We start from the raw sequence: 23,556 nt of genomic DNA, 5'->3' as shown, positions 1-23,556 counted from the left end.
CAAAAAGACGTGGATAGTAAAAGCCCTACGAGTAAACGCCTCTTCTTCGGAGTCAAATGCCTCACCTTCCCCTCATAAAATTGCCTTGCACGTACGAAAACGTCATTCAGATCAATAAAAAAGGCAGAGATCCTGTGATCTCCACCTTGCTTTTACGATGTACCACGCTCGACGAGTTGTAACAGCTCTTCATCAGGCCCATGAAAAAGAATCATCTTCCCACCATCTAACGTTGGTTTTGGTGCATCCGTTAGGAATGTGACTCCCTTTTCTTTCAGCTTCTCTACTTCCTCATCTAAACGCTCCACTGTAAATGCAATATGGTTGATCACACTCTTTGTTTCATAATTTCCTAAATCAACTTTATCCCGAATCAATTCAATCTCAACGTCTGGCTCATTTTCTAGATAGAGAAACGCCATTTCACGTGTTTCATTCTCTCCTTTAAGCCGTACGTTAAACCCAAAACAACGATGATAAAATTCAATGGAATGTGCTAAGTCATTGACTACGAGTGCAACATGTTCGATTTTTTTAATCATCTTTAATCCTCCTGACTTCTATTGATTTTTCTTCGTCTTAGCTAAGATTACATATGCCCCTAATGCGAGGAGCGAAGTACTAAACAAGATCAGCCCCATCGGTACCGCTGAACCTTCATTTAATCCAACAAGCGGCGCCACGATGGCTCCAATAAGTAGCGGGAATACACCCAGCAAGGCGCTTGCACTCCCTGCCGGTGGCCTTGTTTTGCAATAGCTAGCGTAAATGAGCTCGTCAAAATCATTCCCATTCCCGTCATATAGACAAAGATTGGAATCACAATGGCAGCGAGTGGTGCTTCAATAGCCGTCATGAATAACAAAATGAACGTAGCACCCACACCGATAACAAGTGCTGTAAACAGCAGCGTTCTCTCACGAATGATGCCACTAAACCGCCCAATAACAAACGAACCAATGATCATCGCAAGCCCATTAATTCCGAACAATACGCTAAACAGTTGTGGGCTCACATCGTAAATACCTTGGTAGACAAACGGTGTTCCTGCTACATACGCAAAGCTTCCACCATGTGCAAATCCTAACGCAAGAGCAAACCCCATAAATGTCCGGTCTTTTAACAACTCATAAAAAGTTGACACGATATGTTTCAAGGAACTCGGTGAACGCTTTGTTTCTGGTAGTGTTTCTTTTAAGCTAAAATAAACAATTCCAACGACAATCAAGCCGAGGAATGACAACGTATAGAAAATTCCATCCCATTCAAACGCTGGAATTGCAAGGAGTGCACCACCTGCAATGGGCGCAACAATGGGGGCAACGGCATTAATAACCATAAGTAATGCAAAAACTTCGTTAACGCTTTTCCATCGAAAACATCTCGCACAACGGCCCGCGAGACGACTAACCCTGCTGCAGCTGTGAACCCTTGAAGAAAACGTCCAACAATAAGGGTTTCAATGTTTTGAGCTACCGCACAGAGCAATGAGGCAAGCACAAATAGTAACACAGAGATCATTAACGGCTTTCGACGCCCTTTCGCATCACTGATCGGACCAATTACGAGTTGCCCAATTGCAAGTCCTAATAAGCAAGCCGTTAAACTTGCTTGCACAAGGGTTTGTGACGTCGACAAATCATTAGCAATGTCGGGGAAAGCAGGTAAGTACATATCAATATTCAGCGGTCCAAGCACCGTCAACATACTCAAAATTAACGCCAATGCATACCGCTTTTTTCCGGTCGGGTTTTCATTCATTACTGGAGTTACCTTTCTTTTTGAACTATTCTATAAGTGTAGCATGCAGCTTTATTGAAAAGGGGACAATCATGACAAAAAAAATAATCGTAGACGTCGACACCGGTATCGATGACGCCCTCGGTCTATTACTTCTCGCCCATCAACCAAATGTAGATGTCCTTGGCGTATCCGTCGTATCCGGCAACATCTCTCTACATAAAGCCATTTGCAACACACATAAAGTATTGGATTTAATTGGGTTAGACGTTCCGATCTTTGCGGGAGCCAAGCAACCACTCGTACGACAAGCATTTTTTGAACATGCGGTTCACGGTGATGACGGCATCGGAGGTGCCCTCCACGACGCACCGTTTAAAGACCGCACTGAGAATGAAACTGCATGGGACTATTTCATTCGAATCACGCATGATTATCCTGGTGAAATTACCCTTGTTCTTACAGGACCGATGACGAACTTTGCACACGCCTTAAAGAAAGACCCTTCAATCGTTCATCGTCTAAAAGAAGTCGTCTTTATGGGCGGCGCAGCCAATGGTAATGGCAATGTTACGCCTGTTGCTGAATTTAACATGTATGTTGATCCAGAAGCTGCCAAGCTAGTCCTTCATTCCGGCGTTCGACTGACGATGATTGGATTAGATGTAACAGAACAAGCACTCATGTCAAAAGAAGACGTAGAGTCTCTAGTAGGAACGAGTTATTATTCGTTTATTCGAGAAGCAACAGCAATTTATTTCAACGTTTCCTGGGAGCGAAATGGTATAAAAGAAATTGCCATGCACGACCCACTCGCCATTGCTGTAGCAATCGGAAAACCGTTCGTTACGACGTTTCCTTATTACGTCGATGTGGAAACGAACAGCACACTTTGTGACGGTCAAACGGTCTGTGATTATAAAAACGGATTGCAACGCACACCAAACGTTCACGTCGCCAAGCACGTCGATGCCAAGGCATTTATTGCCGATTACATCCAGCACGTTGGCCTACGCAACTAAATCAAGCGCTCACGATTTCGTCATCGTGGGCTTTTTTTCATAATCGTAATAACAGTTTCTTTATTAACTCCAACTTTTTTGGCGAAATTTAAACTCAATTAATGATTAGCGAAATGCTTTATCTATAAAGGCTTTTCTCTTCTTTTCCTGTCAGATTATCTACCTTCATCACAATTTATATCGTAAATTTTTTTATTATTTAGAAGGAGATTTCATTCCCAAGACAAATACATACGGTAACGTATTTTTATTTAGGAGGTATAGTATGAGTTCTTCAGAAGTGAAGATTAGAACCGAAGAAAAAGCCGCAGATTTAATCGTTGAAGAATTACTACGCGAAGGAGTCGAATGCGTTTTCGGAATTGTCAGTATTCATAACATGCCGATGTACGATGCGCTACTTCGTAGTAACAAGATTAAAATTGTAAACGCTCGTGGCGAAAGCGGTGCCGTAAATATGGCTGACGGGTATGCTCGTTCTACCGGAAAGCTTGGTGTCGTTCTTACGAGTACAGGAGCAGGTGCTGGCAACGCGGCTGGTGCTTTAACGGAAGCCTGGAATGCAGGCACTCCACTTTTGCACCTTACAGGAGATGTAGCGAGTGCATTTGTTGGGACGTCTAAACGGTACATTCATGAATGCAAAGATCAATTAAAGATGATGGATGGCGCATGTAAAACGGCCATTGCAGTGAGTGACCCGACGAACGTCCAAACGGTCGTTCGTGAAGCAATCAAACAGACAAAAGCCCAGCCTACAGGACCCGTAACAATTCAAATACCGATTGATATGCAATCAAAACTCGTCAATCGCTCCATCATTCAACAAGAGCCTCAACTAAATCGGGGAACATTTACGCTCGATTCAGAAGTTCTTTCTAAAATTCAATTAGCTGAACGACCTGTGCTTTGGGTCGGCGGAGGTGTTGTGAAAGCTTCTGCACATCGATTACTTACACAGTTCGCAGAGCAAATCGGCGCGGCTGTTATTACGAGTGAATCTGGGAAAGGCGCCATACCAGAAGACCACCCACAATGCATCGGTAATTATGCGGCAACAAAACCGACGATCGATCTTTTGAAGTCAGCGGATCTACTTATCAGTATTGGCGTACGCTTTCGCTGGAACGAAACGGGAAACTATTCTGTCCCTATTCCAGATGAGCACATTACGATTAATGCCGACGCCCTATCCATCAACCGAAACTATGATTGCCAACATGCACTCATCGGCGACGCTTATGACATACTCGATGCCCTTACAAAGCAATTTGAAGGAGAATCATTCACCGATAAATCAAGCTTCTTAGCTGAAGTAACAGCAGTCAAAGTTCAAGTAGACCGTGAGCTACGCGAAGCATGAGTCCATATGGAGAAATTGCCGATCATATGCGCCGTGTCATGCCAAAGAACACCATCTTTGTTCGTGACATTACACTCCCAGCTTATCAATGGGGACACCGACTCATCCCGATTTATGAACCTAGAACGTCCATCCACGCAACGGGAGGTGGAATCGGGCAGAGCTTACCTACAGCAATTGGAGCACAAATTGGACAACCAGACCAAAGGTGCCTCGTATTTGCTGGTGACGGCGGCTTTATGGTGAATCTAGGAGAAATGGCCACCGCTGTTGAGGAAAAACTACCGTTAGTCGTCGTGCTCTTTGATGATCACGGTTATGGCGTATTACGCAACATTCAAGATGCGACATACGGCCGCCGTGTTGCCGTTGATCTACACACACCCGACTTCGTTCAACTTGCACAGTCCATCGGCTTTCATGCAACTCGTGTGAAGACGACCGATGATTTTGGAGAAGTGCTAGAAAACGCCATTCAAAAACCGGTCCTACAATGGTTGTCGTAGATATGATTAGCATTGGTCCACCTGCAAAAGCTGGTGGTGTATCCCCTGCTGTAGCGAAAGAATTCGAACCTAAATAGCGAGAATTGACTACTAAATCTAGTGAGAGGCGAGGAGGAGAATCTATGAAAGTGCAGCTTTCGTCAAAAGAAAGAATTGATCAGTATATTAACGAAAACCAAACAGAGTTAATTGAAGCCATTCAAGAAGCCGTACGCATTAAAAGTGTCGTTGGTACTGAACAAGAGATGATTCATTTTATGAAACAAAAATATGAAGATCTTGGGCTAGAAACCGTGATCGTTCAGCCAGACTATGAAAAGATTCAAGATCATGAAGCTTCTCAAGTTCTGGCCTATCCTTTGATAACCGTTACAATGTCATCGGCATCTACCATGGTGACTCCGATAAACGATCACTCACGCTCGAAGGTCACGTTGATGTCGTATCTGCAGAACCGACCGAGTTCTGGACGAAAGACCCGTACGCCGCAATCATCGAAGGAAACCGTTTATATGGTCGTGGTTCTATGGATATGAAATCCGGCCTTCTTGCGAACTGGTTTGCACTTAAAGCGTTGCTTGATCTTGGTTTAAAACCTGCTGGAACTGTTCAATTGCATAGCACTATTGAAGAAGAGTCTGGTGGTGCAGGTGGTGCGCTCACTTGTCTTGAAGAAGGATACGTGACTGATGGGTTCGTTACGACAGAACCACACAGTTTAAATGTCACCGTTTCTCATACTGGCGTGATGTACTTCCGGGTAAGTGTTTACGGTAAAACCGCCCATGCAAGCCGAACTCAAGACGGAGTCAATGCGATCGGTAAAATGTATCCAATTTATCATGCACTTCAACAGCTTGAAGAAACACGAGCTGAAGACGTGCAATTTGAACTTTATCAACGTGGTTCTGATAAGCAATCCGTCAACTTAAATATCGGAACGTTTCAAGCTGGCGATTGGGCGTCCAATGTTGCAGGGAAAGCGACCATTGAATGTCGCATCGGCTTTATCCCTGGTGAAACACGAGAACAAATCCGTGACTTAGTGGAGAAAACGATTCTAGATACCGTCCAAGATGATGAGTGGCTAAGAAAACACCCTCCGCAAATTGAGTGGTATGGTTGGACAACTGAAGCATGGTATCAAGATCCTAACGATGACTATGTACAAGAGTTTCTTCAAACGGCGAAAGACGTACTCGATACGAACGATGTACAAATCATCGGAAGAACGGGTGGGAACGATGCACGCTTCACTCAATATTACGATCGGCCAGGCATAGGTTTTGGACCCATTGGTTCAGGCGCTCACTCTCCTGACGAATACGTTGAGATTGATAGTGTTCTTAAAACGGCGAATGTACTTGCTAATCATATCCTTGAATGGACGGCGAAAGATTTCAAACACGACTCTAACTAAAGGTAGGGATGACAAACATGCAAAAGTTTCCTAGGTTTGCTTTGGTTACAATGATTGGCACTGTTCTTCTATCCGCATGCGGTAATGACTCAGGAGATACAGAGAGCTCTGCTGAACCAACAGAGGGAGCAACGACTGGAGGAGAGTTGAAAGTTGCTTACTCCGCACAACCTCCGATTCTTGATGTACATGAATCATCCGCAATTGCAACGTCAGATATGATGCGACACGTCTATGAAAGTCTCGTAACAGTCGATTCTTCGTACAACATTGAACCGATGCTCGCCGAATCGTACGAATTAAGTGAAGACGGTACCGCCATTGAGTTCGTCTTGCGAGAGGATGTTCTCTTTCATAACGGCGAAACGATGACCGCTGAAGATGTTGTCGCTTCGATGGAGAAGTGGCTAGATTCACCAGGTAATGGCAACAAACTTCCCGACACGGCAACCATTGAACAAATCGATGATAAGACGGTCGTATTAGATCTAGGTGAGCCGATGGCAACCGCTCTGCCAATCCTTGCTTTTAATAGTGTAGGATTCCCAGCCATCATGCCTGCTGAACTTGCCGAAGAAGCTGACGGCACTGGCGTAAAAGAATACATCGGAACCGGTCCATTCAAATTCGATGAATGGATTCAGGACCAACATATTAAACTCCTAAAGTTCGAAGATTACGCCATCCGTGACGAACCGGCTGATGGTCTTGCAGGTGCGAGAGAAGCCCTCGTTGATGAGTTGCTTTTTGAATTCATTCTGGATTCTTCTACCCGTGTTTCAGGCATGCAATCTAGGCAATTTGACGTCGCTCACGCTGTGCCATTTGATAACGCCGATCAGCTTGAAAGCGATCCAAACTTAACCAACCATACGTATCCAGGCGCCTATTTGACGATTCACTTCAATAAACGAGAAGGCTTCTTTACAGAACAAGATGCAAGACAAGCCTTAGCAACGTCCATTGATAGTGAAGCCATTTTAACAGGTGCTTATGCAAGTGATGACTATTACGTTCTCAACCACAACATTATGATGTACCATCAACTCGAACAATGGCCAAGCGACGTCGGTCAAGACGTCTACAACACGAACGACTCGAGTAATATGGATGATTATTTAAGTGACATCGGTTATGACGGGGAAGAAATTACGATTATCACGACCCGTGATTACGAGGATCAGTACAACGGTTCAGTCGTTCTTCAACAACAGATGGAACAAATGGGTCTCAATGTAAAAATCGAAGTGTACGACTGGCCAACATTACTTGAAATGAACCAAGATGAAAATGCTTATGACATCTTCGTATTAGCGAATGTATCGGCAGCAGAGCCAGGCTCGAATGTTTTCATGAACTGATTATCCGGGCTGGAGTGAAGTGCCGTCGGTTGTCGATGACTTCCGTGCTTCTGCCACGCTTGAAGAAGCACAAGACAAATACGATGAAGTTCTTGAGTGGTACTGGGAGTATATCCCTGTCGTACGTATTGGAGATTTCAAACGGGTGGCAACGACCCAGGAGTATATTGACAACTTCCGTTATCAAGACGGGTTTGTGTTCTGGGGTGTTTCCAAAAACGATTAATGCTACTGCTCCCACAAGTATGTGGGAGCTTTTTTTCGTTGTTGCAGTGAAGGCACCCCTCAGAATACTAAAACGGCATCACTCATGATGAGCGATGCCGTTTATTGGTATGACTTTAATCGTTGGTGCTTCCATTCCGTAATGCTCGTATCGACCGCTTCTCTAGCCTCATCTACTTCGTTCATCATATGAATAAAACTATGCACAAGCCCTGAATAATTATGAATGACCGTTTTTGTGCCTGCTATTTGTAATTGTTCTGCATAGCGTAGTCCATCATCACGCAGTGGGTCGTGCTCTGCGGTTATAATGACAGATGGTGGTGCACCGGATGCAGAACCTAATAGCGGATTCGCTTTCCAACACTGGCTAGGCGCATAACATGACTCGTACCAACGAAGTTGAGCGGTCGTTAGATTTAATTCTTCTCCATGAACGAGATGAGCATCAGACTGATCATTAAGAAGGAGCCACGGGTAATACAACAACTGTGCATCTACTACAAAATCGTTATGAAGTTGATTGTTCAACATCACCCCGACTGCCAAATTCCCACCAGCGCTATCACCTGAAAGCGTTAATCGCTTTGGCTCCCCTCCGTACTGCTGAGCATTTGTTGCTGCCCATTTAGCCGCCACATACGCGTCTTCAAACGCAGCTGGGAACGGATGCTCTGGAGCAAGTCGATAATCAACCGATACGACAATCGCTTCACTTTTGTAACAGAGATAACGACAAAATCCATCGATCGTTTCAAGGTCCCCAACGACAAAGCCGCCCCCGTGGTAATAAACGATCACAGGAAACGGTGCCGTACCTTTTGGTGTATACAAACGAACCGGAACAGTGCGTTCCCCATCTGTTGCCAACAAATCCACTGATGAAGCAACGATCGCTTCGGGTACGTTACTTGAATGTCTCGTTTTTACATAGTCACTTCTTAGCTGTTTAATTTCTTCTATAGAGGAGGGTAACTGTTCATGCTGACTGCGTTCGATGACCTCTCTAATCGCTGGATGTAAGCTCATAATGGTCGTTGTTCCTTCTCCATAAAAACAAACTCTGTATCCTCAAAATCAAATTTACCCGTACGATAGACGCTATACCCGAGCTTTTCATATAAAAAAATGTTCTTTTCAGACTTTGCACCAGTAAATAACCTGTACACGACTGGATCAAACTTAGCTTCAATTTCTTCCATTAACGCTTGACCAATTCCTCGATTGCGACAAGCAGGATGAACCATTAATTTATTAATGTAACAGACGCCCTCTTCTTGAAACGCACGAACAGAGCCGATCATCACGTCGTCTTCCACGTACTTCAACACGATATTCTTCTCAAACGATTTTTTCGCTGTCTCAAGATCTTCTTTTAGTGGCATAATGGTGTAGTCATTGTAGATCTCCGCTTCAGAAACATACGCTAGCTTTTGCAAATTCAAAATGTGACAAGCATCATTAACTGTTGCCTCAACAATCTTTTCCATGACTGCTCCACCTACTTTCGATTTAATCCCAAGTAAATTAATGTGATTAATCTATATTATACCTGATTTATTGAAAAAGGTGAAGCGTTAACAAAAAAACTACGATGATATTCATCGTAGTTTTTGACTTACGCCTTGGTTGCAACGCTTTCAACGTACGTAGCTGCAGTTTCTCCACTTAACTTGCCAAATACTGCCCCTGACATTAATCCAGAACCGCCTGGGTAGTTCTCATAGAACAAACCGCCAACCATCTCACCTGCTGCATAAAGACCACCAATAGGTTGCTCTTCTGAATCGAGTACTTCTGCTTGGTCATCCACTTTAATACCACCGAACGTAAAGGTAATTCCACACGTTACAGGATAAGCATAAAATGGTGCCTCATCAAATGTAAGCGCCCAGTTTGATTTAGCTGGAGTTAACCCTTTAGTAGACTTGCCATCCTTCACACTTGGATCGTAGTCACCTTCTTGAACGGACGCATTGTACGCGTGAATTGTTTCCAAGAACTTCTCTTTCGGTACGTTCATTTTCTCTGCAAGCTCTTCTAAAGAATCAGCTTTTACAACGGACGCTTCTTCCAATTCGTACTCTACTCGAAGAAGAGGACGTACTTTTTGATCGTAAAGTTGGAATGCCTTTTGTTCAGGTTGCTTTAATGTTTCTTTTCCATATTTAGCATACGTATAGTTTCTAAAATCCGCACCTTCATCAACGAACCGGACACCTTCATTGTTCACGATCAAACCAAGGGGATACGATGACTTCTTATAAATGTCCCCTGGCTTCTCAAAGTCACCAACTCGTGGTGCATTGTAGTCCGTCGTATGTGCGTGACACGCTGACCAATCTCCAAATGGCGTAGCGCCTGCTTCAATCGCCATATCAAGTCCATCACCCGTATTATGCTCGGTTCCACGTACGACCGCATTTTTCCATTCATCACCGATGTATTTCATACGTTTTTGTTCACTTGCTTCAAAGCCACCACATGCAAGGATCACGCTTTTTGTGTCGATTTGCATTTCCTTACCGTCTTGCTCAACAACAAGTCCAGTAATTGCGTTGTCAGACTTTACGAGTGAAGTCCCCTTCGTGTTATACAGAACATCAACGCCTAATTCATCAGCACGCTTCCACCAAGCCGTCATAAGACCGATGCCTTTATTGTACGTTTTAACCGGCAGCCCGCCCCAGAAGCTCATTTTATTGTCTTTTTCAAAGTATTGATTTTCGTTAACGATAAACTCCACACCGTGTGATTGCATCCACTTGATCGTCGGATACGATTGTGATGTTAGAACCTTCGCCAATGCGGGTTCGCTTTTACCATTTGTCACTCTCATAATATCATCGTAATATTCTTTCTCACCGTATACAGGCATATCAACACGATCGTAGTCGTCATCTTTTAAGTCGCTATATACAGAGCGGAGCCCTTCAAGATCACCATAAGCCATGCGAATCGCACCATCTGTAAAGTACGAGTTACCCCCGCGTTTATCTTTTGAACCTTTTTCTACGACGAGTACACTTGCTCCCTTTTCACGTGCAGAGATCGCTGCGCTAAACGCTGCATTTCCTCCACCAACAACAATCACATCATACGATTTAGAATAGCTTTCCATTGTAAGTCCTCCTCATAAGCAGTACCTCTTTGTTACTTCTAGTATAAGAAAGCACTTACAATAAATGAAATATCAATATTTTAGAGTATCTCATAAAATATTTTTATCAGATTTGATTGTTTTTAAGGTATTCAATGAAGCGATGTACAATCGATAGATTTTGAGTTTGAGGATGATACATTAAATACGTATTTCTCGTAACGGGTTCCCCGTTCTTTCTATAGATGCCTTGTTTATACAACTGATCTGACTCAAGAAGACAAATGTCAGGCACAATGGCAAATCCGAAATTCTTTTTGACCATTTCTTTACACGTCTCAAGTCGGTCGACTTCCATCTCAACTGTAGGAGGATTCTTAAACTGGTCGATCCACCATTCATTAATGGTTTCTTTTAATGAACGATCCGTTTCATAATTAATTAACCTTCGTTCATCTAGTGAATCTATGTCAATTCTCTCTTTGGAAATGACTTGTAGCTGCTCTTCACGCAGGAGATATTTCTCACCGTGCCATGTATAGTCATTACGTACAATCGCTACATGAACTTGTGATTGTTGCAACATGGCATAGACTTCATTGCTTAGTCCTGATTGCACGTGAAACTGGACATTAGGGTAAAGCTCAGAAAACCGGTGCAGCATTTCAGGCAATATATATTGAGCGAAGTTACTCGAGACTCCAATTCGAAGAGTCCCTTGGACGTTGCTTTGTAAGTTTTGTAATTCGTCTTTCGTTCTTTGCAATGCCTCCAACATGTCTTCGGCATATGATACGAGATGCTCTCCCTCTGTGGTGAACTCTAATCCACTTTTCGTTTTATAAAACAACGTGACTCCAAATTCTGACTCGAGGTTTTTCAATCGATAGCTCAGAGAAGGTTGGGACACGTATAGCTTCTCTGCCGATCGCGTCATATTCTTCTCTTCAAAAATGGTCTTGAGCATAAACCAATCCTTTTGATCCATAAGCCACCCTCCTATTGTGCTAATATTATAAAATAATTTAATCGGATTTAATAAAAAATTATTATTTTATTTATAATTATTTTTAGTATATAGTTACCCATACGATATTAAGTCTAAAAAAGAAAGCGCTTCTTTCATTGTACAATAATTTTTACCCTATAATGATAGCGCTATCATCGAATACATCTTCAGAGGTGATCGTATGTGGAAACCTGTTTTAAGTAGTCTACCTTTTTTACTGCTTGTCGCTTGTAGTTCAAGTGCATCAAGTGAAGGAACTGAGTTCCCAACAGAACGTATGGAACTCATCGCTCCAGCTTCTCCTGGCGGAGGATGGGACATGACCGCACGGTCCGTTCACCGGGCGATGACGAGTGATGACATCATTACCCAAGATTCAACGTTGAAAATATGCCTGGTGGTGGCGGCGAAGTCGGTTGGCAATATTTACAGCGCCAAGATGCTCACTCTACTTCTGTAAACTCTAGTCTTCTTTTGACAAACAACTTGCTCGGTCAAAGTGATTTATCCTATGAAGATTTTACACCGATCGCCATGTTACTGACAGAATGGATCGCTTGGGCAACCGCTTCGAATGCTGACGTTCAAGACGCCGATGAGTTAATTACTAAATTACAAGATGATCCAGAATCGTTGATCTTCGGTCTTAGCCCTGCACTTGGAAGCGGTTACCATCTATCTACGTCTCAAATTGCTATGCTCTCTGGTGTTGAACCGCGAGATTTGCAAGTTCTCGTTTATGATAGCGGTGGCGAAGCAATGAATGCTTTGCTTGGAGGCCATATCGACATTCTCGTAAACTCAATGTCTGTACTTTCCAGTCAATATGAAGCCGGCGAAATTGATATCCATGCCGTAACGTCACCAGAACGATTAGAGCTGTTTCCAGACGTACCAACGTGGCAAGAACTCGGCGTTGATATTGAATTCCCCCATTGGCGTGGGGTAATGGGGCCACCGGATATGAGCGAAGAAGAAATTGCGCAATACGATGAATGGTTTGGTGAAATGGCAGAAAGTGAACAATGGCAACGGGATTTAGAATCAAATATGTTTTTTGACTTTTATATGGATAGTGCCGAAACAAAAGATTTCCTTGAAGAACAAAACGAGTTGTTTAATGACATTATTGAAAGTGTTGGCTTAATGCCATAGAGGTGTAGTCACATGTATATAATCCGTTTATCATTACCTGTCCTATTTATTGTCGCAAGTCTTATCTATGCAATTATGATCTTTCAATTACAACCCGCAATGCTCGGTGAACCGAATGCACCGCGGTATTTTCCACTCATTATTTGCACTGGAATTCTGATTTTTTCGATTGTCGACTTAATTAATATGAGAAAAGAGAACATTAGACAAAACGAAGACTTAGAAATGTTGTCTCGTAAAAGTACTTTAAAAGTCGTCGGGATCGTGCTTGGCTTCTGTCTCATTTACACATTGATCTTTGAACATTTAGGTTTCTTGATCTCAACCATCCTTTTCTTAGGAGCGTTACTATTCTATCTTAACGGTGTTAAGCATTGGATTTTGAATCTTTCAGTAACAATCATCACAGCATTTACAACATGGTATACATTCAGTTTCTTGCTCGAAATAAGCTTACCTTAGGAGGTTGCCGGTATGGACTTTAGCATTATCATCGATGGTTTATTTACAGCGCTCCAGCCGATCAACCTCATGTGGTTGGTTATTGGGGCAATACTCGGTACGATTGTCGGAATTCTTCCCGGACTCGGACCCGCCACAGGGATTGCTGTCTTAATCCCTTTAACATTCGGTATGGAACCAATCAGTGCATTAATTTTAATGGCTGCCATCTACTACGGTGCGCTATTTGGCGGATCAAGAAGTTCGATTTTAATTAATACACCAGGGGATGGATCCTCAATTGCGGCAACATTTGATGGCTATCCAATGACAAAAAAAGGACAAGCCGGGCAGGCGATGTCGATTGCGGCAATCGCATCGTTAATCGGTGGGGTTATGGCGATTTTCGGCTTTATTTTCCTTGCCATTCCACTCGCACAATTTGCCTTGAACTTCGGGCCTGCTGAGTATGTGATGTTGTTTATCTTCGCATTATCTGCGGTCGTTGCGTTATCCATGGGTAACATTGCAAAAGGCTTTTTAACGATGTTTATTGGACTAGGAATTAGTACGATTGGTGTTGATTTACAATCAGGGGTTCACCGCTTTACATTAGACGTGCCACACTTGACCGACGGTATTGATTTCATTGTCATCATTATCGGAATTTACGCACTCGGTGAAGTACTCTATAACATGTTCAACATTAACAAAGCAAAGAAGCCAGACCAAAATATTGGTAGCAAATGGTTCACAAAAGAGCAATGGAAAAAATCACTCGCACCGATCTTACGAAGTGGGCCCATTGGTTTCTTCCTAGGTATCCTTCCTGGGTCTGGAGGTACAATCTCTTCCTTACTCGCTTATAGTACACAAAAGCAAATTGCTAAAAACAAAGAAGAGTATGGAAAAGGAGCCGTTGAAGGTCTTGTTGCTCCAGAATCTGCAAATAGCTCGGCAGCTGTTGGCTCCATGATTCCGATGCTTACGATGGCTATTCCAGGCTCTGGCGCCACTGCGGTAATGCTAGGTGCACTCATTATGATTGGTATACAACCAGGTCCGCTCTTGTTCGAAAACAGCCCAGATCTCGTTTGGACATTAATTAACTCTATGTTCATTGGGAATATCATTCTTGTAATTATTAATATCGCAATGGTAGGGATGCTCGTTAAAGTCCTACATACACCGCCAAAAGTATTGTACCCACTCGTTCTCGTTCTTTCATTCCTAGGTGCTTATACACTTGGATATAGTACGGTAGACTTTTACATTCTTATTCTTGCAGGTGTACTCGGTCTCCTATTGCGAGTGTTAAATTACCCAGTCGTTCCACTCATCTTAGCATTGATTGTCGGAAACGATATGGAGCAGAACTTTATGCGTGCAACAGTAATCTATGACGGTCCTGTATCCATTCTATTCGCATCTCCAATTACAATCGGTCTCGCTTTATTAACCATTCTTTCTCTATCCTACCCACTCATCATTAAACTGCTAGGAAGACGTAAGAAAAAAGACCACCCGATGACCATGTAGAAAAAAAGCTTGAGCTCTAAATAGAGTTCAAGCTTTTTTCTATACAGCAATTGCTATCCTTCAAACATGCTTTATAAAATGAAATCCATTATTTCACCTTCAATAGTTAGAGAAAATCCATTCTCTTATGTAAGATTATGCGTTATACTACTATTTATAGAAAATTTTAAAAAGGGAGGCTATTTAGCGTCTTAAGTGATCAGACTATTGGCACTAAACCTTCGGTTATTACGTTTGTGCGACAGGTCCTCCATCGATAGACGCTCGTGAACGTGCTCTTCTTTTCTGAAGAAAAGCAACAAAAGACTAGACATTCACAATGACAACTTTGAATCACAATCAAGAAAAGAAAGAGAGCGTACTATGGAACCTATTTACTTAGCTGTATTTTTCCTTGCCCTTGTTGCTCTAGGAGAAGTTCTCTCTATCAAATCAAGAGCAAAAATTCCGACATTACTCGTCGTCATCGGGATCGTATTCATTTTACTTCAAGCCGAAGTGCTTCCGCCTGAATTCATTGAAGCAACTACGTTTGTTGCCTTTGGAAGTATGCTCGTCCCCATTTTAATCGTTCACTTAGGAACGATGATTCCTCTCTCTGTAATGAAGAAGCAATATCAAGCCGTCATTATTACTGGAATCGGCTTACTCATTTCAGTCGTTTCCGTATTAACGATCGTCACTTTCCTGTTCAACTACGAGACCGCCGTTGCAGGAACTGGTCCGATTACAGGCGGAATCATTGCATACTTAATTACTGCAGAAGGATTACGCGCTGCTGGTTTGACAACACTCGTTGCCATCCCTGTCACCATCTTCGCTTTGCAGAACTTTATCGGAATGCCATTAACCTCAATTCTACTTAGTCGCTATGCGAAAAGCATTCGTACCGATACTGACAATCACCATTACGCGAAGCTTGCAGCAGCCACAGATCAAAAGAAACAAGCAAAGAAACTACTCATTCCTGAGCGTTACTTAGAAAGTAACTTTATCATCTTATTCATCCTTTTCTGCGGTGGCGCCTTGGCAGTATTTCTTGACCAATTAACTGGAATTAATGCTAGTTTGTTCGCGCTTGTCATTGGTGTAACTGGAACGGCTTTACGTGTATTTCCAGAAAAAGCGTTAGAGCAAGCAAATAGCTCAGGCATTACGATGGTTGCACTATTTTTCGTCGTCCTTGCTTCCCTCGTTGGGGTGACTTGGAATGAAATTGTTGCCTCGATCGCTCCTGCACTAGTAATTATGTTCATCGGTATTACAGGACTTGTTCTAGGAGGATTAATCGGCGCAAAAATCTTCAAGTGGAAACCTACAAAAGCGATCCCTGTTGTTCTTACTGCGCTTTACGGTTTTCCTGGTGATTATTTAATTGTCGAAGAAGTCGCACGAAGTACAGGCCGTGATGAAGTGGAACGGAAACGAATAATGGACGAACTTGTAGCACCGATGTTAATTGGAGGATTCACATCGGTAACCGTTGGATCGATCGCGATCGCAAGTATTTTAATTGGAACATTATCTTAGGAGGACTTTATCATGACAAACTATGCGATTCAAAACGTCACCGTCATTGATGGAACAGGCTCAAAAGCAAAAGAAAATCAAACGGTGACTGTTAAAGACGGAAAAATTGAACAATTCACCTCAAGCAATTCTACATTGGATCCCTCACTTGAGGTCATTGATGGTGAAGGGAATTATTTACTTCCAGGCTCATTGACACTCATGTTCATATGGCCATGCAAATGCGTAACGTCCAAGATACGCTTTTAACACCGTTCTCTTTTCGTTTTTACGAAAGCGTCGGTTACTTGAAAAAAACGTTACATACGGGAATTACGACCGTCCGCGACGCTGGTTTTGCTGATGTTGGAATGAAACGTGCCATTGATCAAGGACTCATTGAAGGACCAAGAATGCAAGTGAGCATTAATCCGCTAACAATTACAGGCGGGCACGGAGACAATTGGAACGTGTCTGGTGTCGATACGACATTTCCCCACTATCCAGGTATGCCAAGCGGATTGTGCGACGGCAAAGAGGAAGTTCGTAAAGTCGTTCGTCAGATGCTCCGTTCTGGCGCAGATGTCATTAAAGTCCATGCAACTGGTGGTGTTTCAAGCCCGACCGACCACCCTGAATTTACGCAGTTTTCTCAAGAAGAGCTGGCGGTTATGGTTGAGGAAGCAACGTTTAGGAATGGAGTCAAAGTCATGGCTCATGCACAAGGTGCAGAAGGAATTAAAAATGCCATCCGCGCAGGCATTCATTCCATTGAACACGGCATCTTCATTGATGACGAAGTGATTGAACTTATGCTTGAGAATGGAACATATCTCGTACCGACATTACTAGCTCCAGTAGCCGTGCTCGAAGCAGCTGAACACTCAAACACAATGGCACCATTTGCCATTGAAAAATCAAAACAAGTCATTGAAACGCATAAAGAAAGCATTCGAAAAGCTTATAAAGCAGGTGTGAAAATCGCAATGGGTACAGACGCTGGGGTATTCCCTCACGGCATTAACCTTCGGGAATTAGGTCTGATGTGCGACATTGGCATGAGCCCAATGGAGTCCATTGTTGCAACGACAAAAACAGCTGCAGAATGCATGGGGATAGGCGATGAAATCGGAACCGTTGAACCGGGTAAAGTAGCCGATTTGATCCTTGTCAGCGAGAACCCATTAGAACGAATCCACGTTGTCGAAGATGAACGCAACATTCGCTTCGTTATGAAAGACGGGAAAATCATTAAGAAGTTATTTTAGAACTGAAGACGCTTCAGTAAAGCCTATAACATGGCCTTACTGAAGCGTCTTTTTTATTTCTCTTGCTTATGCAAAGGATTGCAATACTTACACTGATTTGGACAACAACAACGTATTCGAATGGATTGTGTAATCATCTGTTCACCCGTAACAATAGGGCCAGGAGGCTCAGGTGGTATGATACCTTCAAACACAGCATACAAAATAAGGTTGCCTGTTGTTCCTTCAGGAATGACAGAAATGAAATTACCGTTTGCATCACGCCAACCGATAAACCTTAACCCTGGAATTGGTTCTGGATCATTTAATACAATTGGTAGATCCAAGATCGTATACGTTTCTGGATTATTGCTTTGACCACCTTGTAGATTTTCGTACGTAATGGTATAGATCGCTGGTGCTATTTCTACCGCCGTACGATCTGCATTAAGTCTAACTTCCCAACCATCAAAACCTATGATGGGCTTCAAGAAAGCATCGGCGTCACTTTGACTAAGAAGTGGGTATTCTGGTGTAGCCACCGCCACCGTTACTGGATTCCCTTCAGGATTGGTCACAACATAAGGCGTGTTATTTAATTGAATTGCTGAACCAGCAAGAGGACCTCGAATTTGTGCAACATTATTCCCTGAAGGAATATAAAGGCCATTAGTGATGTTTCGCACTCCGTTCACATTTATAACTCCCCCGTTATAAATACCTGGTGCAATTGGTGCTTCATTTAGAGTAGGCACTCCAATAAGACTAGCATCGATTAACGTGAGCGTACCTCCTGCACTTACATAGATAGCTCCTCCAACAAGTCCAGCAATGTTGCCAGATATCGTTCCACCTATGACTGTTACCGTTGCCCCGAGAGCTATAAAGATTCCACCTCCGTAACGACCTGCATAATTACTTACAATCTGAGCATTCTCCTCAATAATCACTGAGCCAGCCACAGCGGCAATCCCCCCACCATTGTTAGAAGCTAATTGTAAATTGTTGTTCGCAGCATTGTCCTGAATAACTACAAGTCCAGTAATCCGTAAAACACCGTTTATTGCATTGTAATAAACTCCACCGCCATTGCCTTGAAATGAAGTGTTTCCACGAATAATTGTAGCGCCAATTAACGTGAGATTCGCATTCGGGTCACTAGCCCAGACACCACCTCCGTTACCATTTGTAGTAAGATTATTTGATACATTCGTATTAGAGATGCTAGCGGTCAATACACCGTTTGCTGCTGAGAAATGAATGCCCCCTCCGTCGAGAGTTGCCGTATTGTCTACCACAGTTGTTGATTCAATTAAAAATTGATCATTTCCATTTGCAGTTTGACCAAAAAATATTCCTCCCCCATCTACAGTTGCAGTATTATTCGTAAACGTTGACCCTATAATTTGAGTAATTGAGCCTGCGGTGCTATTGATGACAATTCCCCCACCACTACCTAATAAGCCTGCAACGTTTTCTGTAAACGTACTATTTATAACAGTAGTTGTAAGAAGTCCAGGTCCACCGATTAAAATTGCTCCCCCACCATTTCCTTCTGCTATATTTCCTTCAAACATTACTGCATTCATCGCAATATCAGAAGGTTCGGACGAAGTATTCGCATAATAAAACCCACCTGCTTGCGAGTTGTTCGTGGAATTGTCTATAAACGCTACATTCGAGAGATCACAAGTTCCTCCACCTGCTGAAGTTACTTGAAAGCCTCCCGATGCGTTATTAGCAACATTCTCTCTTATCGTACCACCGGTCATTAAAACATTTGCACGGCTATTTGATAAGAAGTTTAAAAAGCCTGCGCCACCGTTGTTGTTCGCAACGTTCTCTGCAAAGATTACATTTTCAGATTGCACATATTCATCGTCTGAATTTGTAGCAAATAAATAAACACCAGCTCCGTTATTCGCATTATTTTGACTAATCACTGCATTGTTCGTAAAGGTTAAGGAAAGTGGCACTGTATTGCCATTAACAAAGTTCGATGCATATACTCCACCACCATTGGCCACTGCCGTATTATTTGCAATTTGAACGTTATCGCCTATGTTCAATCTCCCACCCACACCTAACACATACGATCGGAAATACAACCCACCGCCAAATTGTGCAACATTTGAATCAATCAGCGCATCTTCGGATATGGTCACAGAATCTGCATTATTTCGAAGAGCAACCATAATACCGCCACCTGTTACCCTCGTATAACAACTCGTGATTCGAGCGTCCCCCCTCATCACTAGCGTATTAACGGTATTTTCACCCCCTCTTAAATAAACTCCTCCCCCTTCTAAATAAGCATTATTGTTTCTTAGTAATGAACCTGATTCTAAAAACAAACTCCCTCCACTCACCGCAATTAAACTTCGATTCGTTGTATCTCCAATAGGGTGGTTAACAGCATCTCCATCCAATATTAAGTTCGACACTTGCATTGAACCATTCGAAATAATATTAAACATATAATTGGAAAACGCTAGATCACGACTAACTATAAAAGGTCCACCAGCCCCGCTAACGAATGTCACATTGTAAAGTATTGTGATCGTTTGACTAATCAAGAAGTCATTTTCTATCACAATCGGGTTCGTTTGTAGAGCAAGCTCCAGCAGTAGTTCTGTTTGATTTGTTGCCATTCTCATTCACCTCTCTACATCATGTTCTTATAACAGTTTATGTAGCGTCATCCATAGGTGGATGGTGTAATGACATTAGATGAATGTGGAGTTTTCAAATGGTTTTCTATAGAAAAAAGCTGCTCCTTAAAAGGTCCACTGATTAGTGACCTGTAAGGACAGCCTTCATCTTTAATACTTCACAACACCAATAATTAAGATCAAAGCAACAATCGTCGGAATCGATAATACGAGTCCCGAAACCATAAACGTATTCGCCCAACCATGATCTTTGTCTTTTAGATGCATAAAATAGTACAACTGTAAAAACAACTGAATGAACGCCAAGAAGATAATAAACGAAATGACAAAGCCTGGAGGTGCAACCTCTGCCCCGACTGCAATAAAAGCGAGGAACGTCAATGCAATCATAAACGCAAATGCAATAAATTGAATTCGCATCTCTCGTTGCGTCTTCATGATCTCTTCATTTGTCATTGCGCTCTTCTTAAATGGCTCTGATAAGTGGTCGGCCATGTTCGTCAACCCCCTCCAATACCCATGAGATAAACCACAGTAAAGATAAATACCCAGACAACGTCAATAAAGTGCCAGTACAAGCTAAACATATAGAACTTCGGAGCATTCGTGAGCGTAATTCCAGCACGGTTATAACGAATGAGCAACAACAGCACCCACCCTAGGCCAAACACGACGTGTGCACCGTGCAAACCGACGAGTGAATAGAATGAGCTAGCGAATGCACTCGTTGAAAAGCCTAGCCCATAATGGACATACTCGACAAACTCATAAATCTCGAAGCCAAGGAAGGCAACACCGAGAAAAAAGGTGATCCACATCCACAGCTTCATTTTTTTGAACTGATTCTTCTTCATCGCCGTAATTGCAATGACACTCGTTAATGAACTCGTAAGTAAGATCATCGTCATAATAAATACGAGTGGCATATGGAATAGATCTGCCGCTTCAGGTCCACCAGCCGTACCATTACGAAGCCCAAGGTACGTTCCAAAGAACGTTGCAAACATCGTCACTTCACCAGATAGGAACACCCAAAAGCCTACGAATTTATTTTTTCCTTCTAAGGTTGCCCGCTCCGGATGAGCTGGCAAACCTCTCGAAACATCAACGGTTTCGCTCATCTGCTAACGCCTCCCGTTCCATAGCCTCAACGTTTTCTTTTGTAATGTGATAGCCGTGATCTTCTTTCCATGAGCGAACAGCCATTGATCCGAACATCACGAGCAAGCCAAGCACAACAACGAAATACGGATTGATCCATGCATCCATATGTTTCATGATTAGCCCGAAACCTGCGATAAAAGAGCCTAGAGCAATCATAAATGGTAAGAATGAACCGTTCGGCATGTGAATATCACCAAGTGGTTCTGTAGGTTTCATTTTTCCATCTCCGTGGATCTTTTCATAAAATAAAGGATCTAGAGATCTTACTTGAGGAACTTGTGCAAAGTTATACTCCGGTACAGGCGTGTGTGTCGCCCACTCCAGTGCACGGCCATCCCAAGGGTCATCAACGATGATTCGGTCTTTTCTTCGCTGAGTAGATGACATTAATTAATAACAAGATAATTGCTACCCCTTGCATGAATGCACCGATCGATGAAATCAAGTTCATTCCATCCCAACCTTGGTCAGCAAGATAGACATTCACCCGACGTGGCATACCAATTAGACCAAGAATATGTTGAATAAAGAATGTTAAATGGAACCCAATGTAAAAGATCCAAAACATCCACTTACCGAGCGTCTCGTTTAAACAGTGCCCAAACATTTTCGGGTACCAATAATACGTCGCACCGAGGAGGCCGAGCACAATTCCACCGAGAATAATGTAATGAAAATGGGCAACGACGAAGTACGTATCGTGGTACAAATGTGTCACCGGTGACATGGCAAGCATGATCCCAGTTACCCCGCCTAATACGAATGTCGGTACGAACGAAGAAGCACAGAGCATCGCTGTTGTAAAACGAAGTTTTCCGCCCCACATCGTGAATAGCCAGTTAAAGATCTTAATCCCTGTCGGTACACCAATTAACATCGTTAAAATGGCAAAGATTGAATTCGTAATTGGACCGAGATTTAGCGTAAACATGTGGTGAACCCACACCATGAACCCTAAAAACCCGATGACAATGGTGGCAAACACCATCGCTGTGTAACCAAATAAACGTTTCTTCGAAAATACAGGGATAATTTCTGAAATCATTCCGAATGCCGGCAATACAAGAATATAAACTTCTGGGTGACCAAAAATCCAGAAAATGTGTGGCCAGATAACCGCATTCCCTCCTGCTGCTGCTAAGAAGAACTGCCCATCAAACATTCGGTCGAGCATGAGTAACGCTAACCCTGCTGCAAGTGGAGTGAACCCAAATACGATTAGCATCGATGTAATAAACGACGTCCAACAAAACAACGGCATTCTAAGCAAGGTCATCCCGGGGGCACGCATTGTAATCATCGTTACAATAAAGTTAATCCCTGAAATTAAGGTTCCAAACCCTGAGATTTGTAGACCGAGAACGTAGAAATCTAGTCCAATACCAGCATAATCTCGACTCGATAATGGTACATACGCCGTCCACCCCGCATCTGGCGCACCTCCAAAAAACCACGATAAACTCAGCAATAAACCGCCGAAGAAGAAAAACCAAAAACCTAACGCATTTAAAAAAGGAAACGCAACATCTCTCGCTCCAATTTGCAATGGAATGAAGTAATTCATGAAAGCAAAAAGTAACGGTGTTGCTGCCAAGAAAAGCATAATCGTACCGTGCATCGATAACAATTCGTTGTACGTTTGTCCGGTTACAAACGTATTTTCAGGAATCATAAGTTGAATACGAATTAAAATTGCCATAAGCCCCGCTTTTCCAAAGAATAACGTACCGGCTATTAAGTATAAAATCGCAATTTTTTTATGATCCACAGTCGTAAGCAAGTCCCATAAAAGACTTTTCTTAAGCGTATGTGCAGCCTCTCTGACCATATTTACAGCCTCCTTCAAACAATTCTCTGAACAGTTTGCCCCGAGCCATCGGCATTATGCATCGTTCTTTTTAGACAAAAATAAATAACCCCTTCCAATGCGCGCAATCATTGAAAGGGGTCATCCAGTTAGAGAAAATCATCAATAAAGGACTAATCCTTGTGGTGCCTTGACGTTTTAAGTCAAGACAATACTAGTATGAGAACGTCCACCGGATTTTATACGTACAAGTTGAATATTCATGCTATGATGATG

20 protein-coding genes and 2 pseudogenes are annotated in these 23,556 nt (G+C 42.7%); 12 read left to right on the top strand and 10 right to left on the bottom strand.

Translation table 11 applies throughout. The annotated features are described in order from the left end of the window. Positions 1 to 152: 152 nt before the first annotated feature. Both JCM19038_RS06705 and JCM19038_RS06700 read right to left on the bottom strand, forming a co-directional pair. Positions 153 to 542 carry a VOC family protein gene (locus JCM19038_RS06705; RefSeq protein ID WP_042415961.1) on the bottom strand — a complete coding sequence of 130 codons (390 nt, stop codon included), beginning with the start codon at positions 540 to 542 and terminating at the stop codon, positions 153 to 155. A gap of 18 nt (positions 543 to 560) precedes the next feature. Further along, a pseudogene (locus JCM19038_RS06700) lies at positions 561 to 1,761 on the bottom strand (multidrug effflux MFS transporter). Between the two features lie 71 nt (positions 1,762 to 1,832). On the opposite strand from JCM19038_RS06700, the gene JCM19038_RS06695 reads away from it, so the two are divergent. From JCM19038_RS06695 to JCM19038_RS06675, 6 genes are all read left to right on the top strand, one after another. Next, positions 1,833 to 2,762 (top strand): nucleoside hydrolase, encoded by a 930-nt coding sequence (locus JCM19038_RS06695; RefSeq protein ID WP_042415958.1) that lies wholly within the window; start codon positions 1,833 to 1,835, stop codon positions 2,760 to 2,762. 265 nt (positions 2,763 to 3,027) lie between these two features. After that, positions 3,028 to 4,125, top strand: a complete 1,098-nt coding sequence (locus JCM19038_RS06690; protein WP_238554307.1) for a thiamine pyrophosphate-binding protein — start codon at positions 3,028 to 3,030, stop codon at positions 4,123 to 4,125. Next, positions 4,122 to 4,631, top strand: coding sequence for a thiamine pyrophosphate-dependent enzyme (locus JCM19038_RS23390; RefSeq protein WP_238554306.1), 510 nt, complete (start codon positions 4,122 to 4,124; stop codon positions 4,629 to 4,631). The genes JCM19038_RS06690 and JCM19038_RS23390 overlap by 4 nt, the downstream gene beginning before the upstream one ends. Positions 4,632 to 5,010: 379 nt before the next feature. Further along, complete coding sequence (locus JCM19038_RS06685) at positions 5,011 to 6,051, top strand: ArgE/DapE family deacylase (protein WP_081831656.1); 1,041 nt, start codon at positions 5,011 to 5,013, stop codon at positions 6,049 to 6,051. A 17-nt stretch (positions 6,052 to 6,068) separates the two neighbouring features. Then, positions 6,069 to 7,412, top strand: coding sequence for an ABC transporter substrate-binding protein (locus JCM19038_RS06680; RefSeq protein WP_042415955.1), 1,344 nt, complete (start codon positions 6,069 to 6,071; stop codon positions 7,410 to 7,412). Positions 7,413 to 7,431: 19 nt separating this feature from the next. Beyond that, on the top strand, positions 7,432 to 7,638 hold the full coding sequence (locus JCM19038_RS06675) for a hypothetical protein (protein ID WP_042415952.1): 207 nt from the start codon (positions 7,432 to 7,434) through the stop codon (positions 7,636 to 7,638). A 101-nt stretch (positions 7,639 to 7,739) separates the two neighbouring features. Here the strand turns inward: JCM19038_RS06675 and JCM19038_RS06670 are convergent, their stop codons facing one another. The 4 genes from JCM19038_RS06670 to JCM19038_RS06655 form a co-directional block, all read right to left on the bottom strand. Then, entirely contained in the window at positions 7,740 to 8,666 is a 927-nt protein-coding gene (locus JCM19038_RS06670) for an alpha/beta hydrolase (RefSeq protein ID WP_042415949.1), read from the bottom strand. Next, positions 8,663 to 9,127 (bottom strand): GNAT family N-acetyltransferase, encoded by a 465-nt coding sequence (locus tag JCM19038_RS06665; protein WP_042415946.1) that lies wholly within the window; start codon positions 9,125 to 9,127, stop codon positions 8,663 to 8,665. The genes JCM19038_RS06670 and JCM19038_RS06665 overlap by 4 nt, the downstream gene beginning before the upstream one ends. 128 nt (positions 9,128 to 9,255) lie before the next feature. Further along, positions 9,256 to 10,758, bottom strand: a complete 1,503-nt coding sequence (tcuA, locus tag JCM19038_RS06660) for an FAD-dependent tricarballylate dehydrogenase TcuA (RefSeq protein ID WP_042415943.1) — start codon at positions 10,756 to 10,758, stop codon at positions 9,256 to 9,258. Positions 10,759 to 10,864: 106 nt separating this feature from the next. Continuing rightward, positions 10,865 to 11,725 carry a LysR family transcriptional regulator gene (locus JCM19038_RS06655; RefSeq protein ID WP_042415940.1) on the bottom strand — a complete coding sequence of 287 codons (861 nt, stop codon included), beginning with the start codon at positions 11,723 to 11,725 and terminating at the stop codon, positions 10,865 to 10,867. Positions 11,726 to 12,136: 411 nt separating this feature from the next. Between JCM19038_RS06655 and JCM19038_RS06650 the strand changes: the two genes are divergently transcribed. The 6 genes from JCM19038_RS06650 to JCM19038_RS06630 all read left to right on the top strand — a co-directional run bounded on the left by JCM19038_RS06650 (position 12,137) and on the right by JCM19038_RS06630 (position 17,658). Then, complete coding sequence (locus JCM19038_RS06650) at positions 12,137 to 12,901, top strand: tripartite tricarboxylate transporter substrate binding protein (RefSeq protein ID WP_238554305.1); 765 nt, start codon at positions 12,137 to 12,139, stop codon at positions 12,899 to 12,901. Positions 12,902 to 12,913: 12 nt separating this feature from the next. After that, positions 12,914 to 13,363 (top strand): tripartite tricarboxylate transporter TctB family protein, encoded by a 450-nt coding sequence (locus tag JCM19038_RS06645; RefSeq protein ID WP_042415937.1) that lies wholly within the window; start codon positions 12,914 to 12,916, stop codon positions 13,361 to 13,363. 12 nt (positions 13,364 to 13,375) lie between these two features. Beyond that, positions 13,376 to 14,881, top strand: coding sequence for a tripartite tricarboxylate transporter permease (locus JCM19038_RS06640; protein WP_042415934.1), 1,506 nt, complete (start codon positions 13,376 to 13,378; stop codon positions 14,879 to 14,881). A 363-nt stretch (positions 14,882 to 15,244) separates the two neighbouring features. Beyond that, complete coding sequence (locus JCM19038_RS06635; protein ID WP_042415932.1) at positions 15,245 to 16,411, top strand: hypothetical protein; 1,167 nt, start codon at positions 15,245 to 15,247, stop codon at positions 16,409 to 16,411. Positions 16,412 to 16,423: 12 nt separating this feature from the next. Then, complete coding sequence (locus tag JCM19038_RS24930) at positions 16,424 to 16,660, top strand: hypothetical protein (RefSeq protein WP_307189980.1); 237 nt, start codon at positions 16,424 to 16,426, stop codon at positions 16,658 to 16,660. After that, entirely contained in the window at positions 16,633 to 17,658 is a 1,026-nt protein-coding gene (locus JCM19038_RS06630; RefSeq protein ID WP_307189979.1) for an amidohydrolase family protein, read from the top strand. Before JCM19038_RS24930 ends, JCM19038_RS06630 begins: the two co-directional genes overlap by 28 nt. Before the next feature lie 53 nt (positions 17,659 to 17,711). Here the strand turns inward: JCM19038_RS06630 and JCM19038_RS06625 are convergent, their stop codons facing one another. The 4 genes and pseudogenes from JCM19038_RS06625 to JCM19038_RS06610 form a co-directional block, all read right to left on the bottom strand. Further along, the gene (locus JCM19038_RS06625) at positions 17,712 to 20,288 is read right to left on the bottom strand and encodes a hypothetical protein (RefSeq protein ID WP_042415930.1); all 2,577 of its coding nucleotides are present in this window, start codon (positions 20,286 to 20,288) and stop codon (positions 17,712 to 17,714) included. A gap of 171 nt (positions 20,289 to 20,459) precedes the next feature. Continuing rightward, positions 20,460 to 20,804: a cytochrome C oxidase subunit IV family protein gene (locus JCM19038_RS06620; protein WP_042415928.1), complete on the bottom strand. Its 345-nt coding sequence runs from the start codon at positions 20,802 to 20,804 to the stop codon at positions 20,460 to 20,462. A 5-nt stretch (positions 20,805 to 20,809) separates the two neighbouring features. After that, positions 20,810 to 21,430 carry a cytochrome (ubi)quinol oxidase subunit III gene (locus tag JCM19038_RS06615; RefSeq protein ID WP_042415926.1) on the bottom strand — a complete coding sequence of 207 codons (621 nt, stop codon included), beginning with the start codon at positions 21,428 to 21,430 and terminating at the stop codon, positions 20,810 to 20,812. After that, positions 21,414 to 23,301, bottom strand: a pseudogene (locus tag JCM19038_RS06610) (cbb3-type cytochrome c oxidase subunit I). Before JCM19038_RS06610 ends, JCM19038_RS06615 begins: the two are co-directional and overlap by 17 nt. Positions 23,302 to 23,556 lie beyond the last annotated feature (255 nt).

The organism is Geomicrobium sp. JCM 19038 (genome assembly GCF_000698125.1).
GTDB lineage: Bacteria > Bacillota > Bacilli > Bacillales > Marinococcaceae > Geomicrobium_A.
Note: the sequence above shows the minus strand (reverse complement) of the source record. Positions and strands in the feature narration are given on the sequence as shown.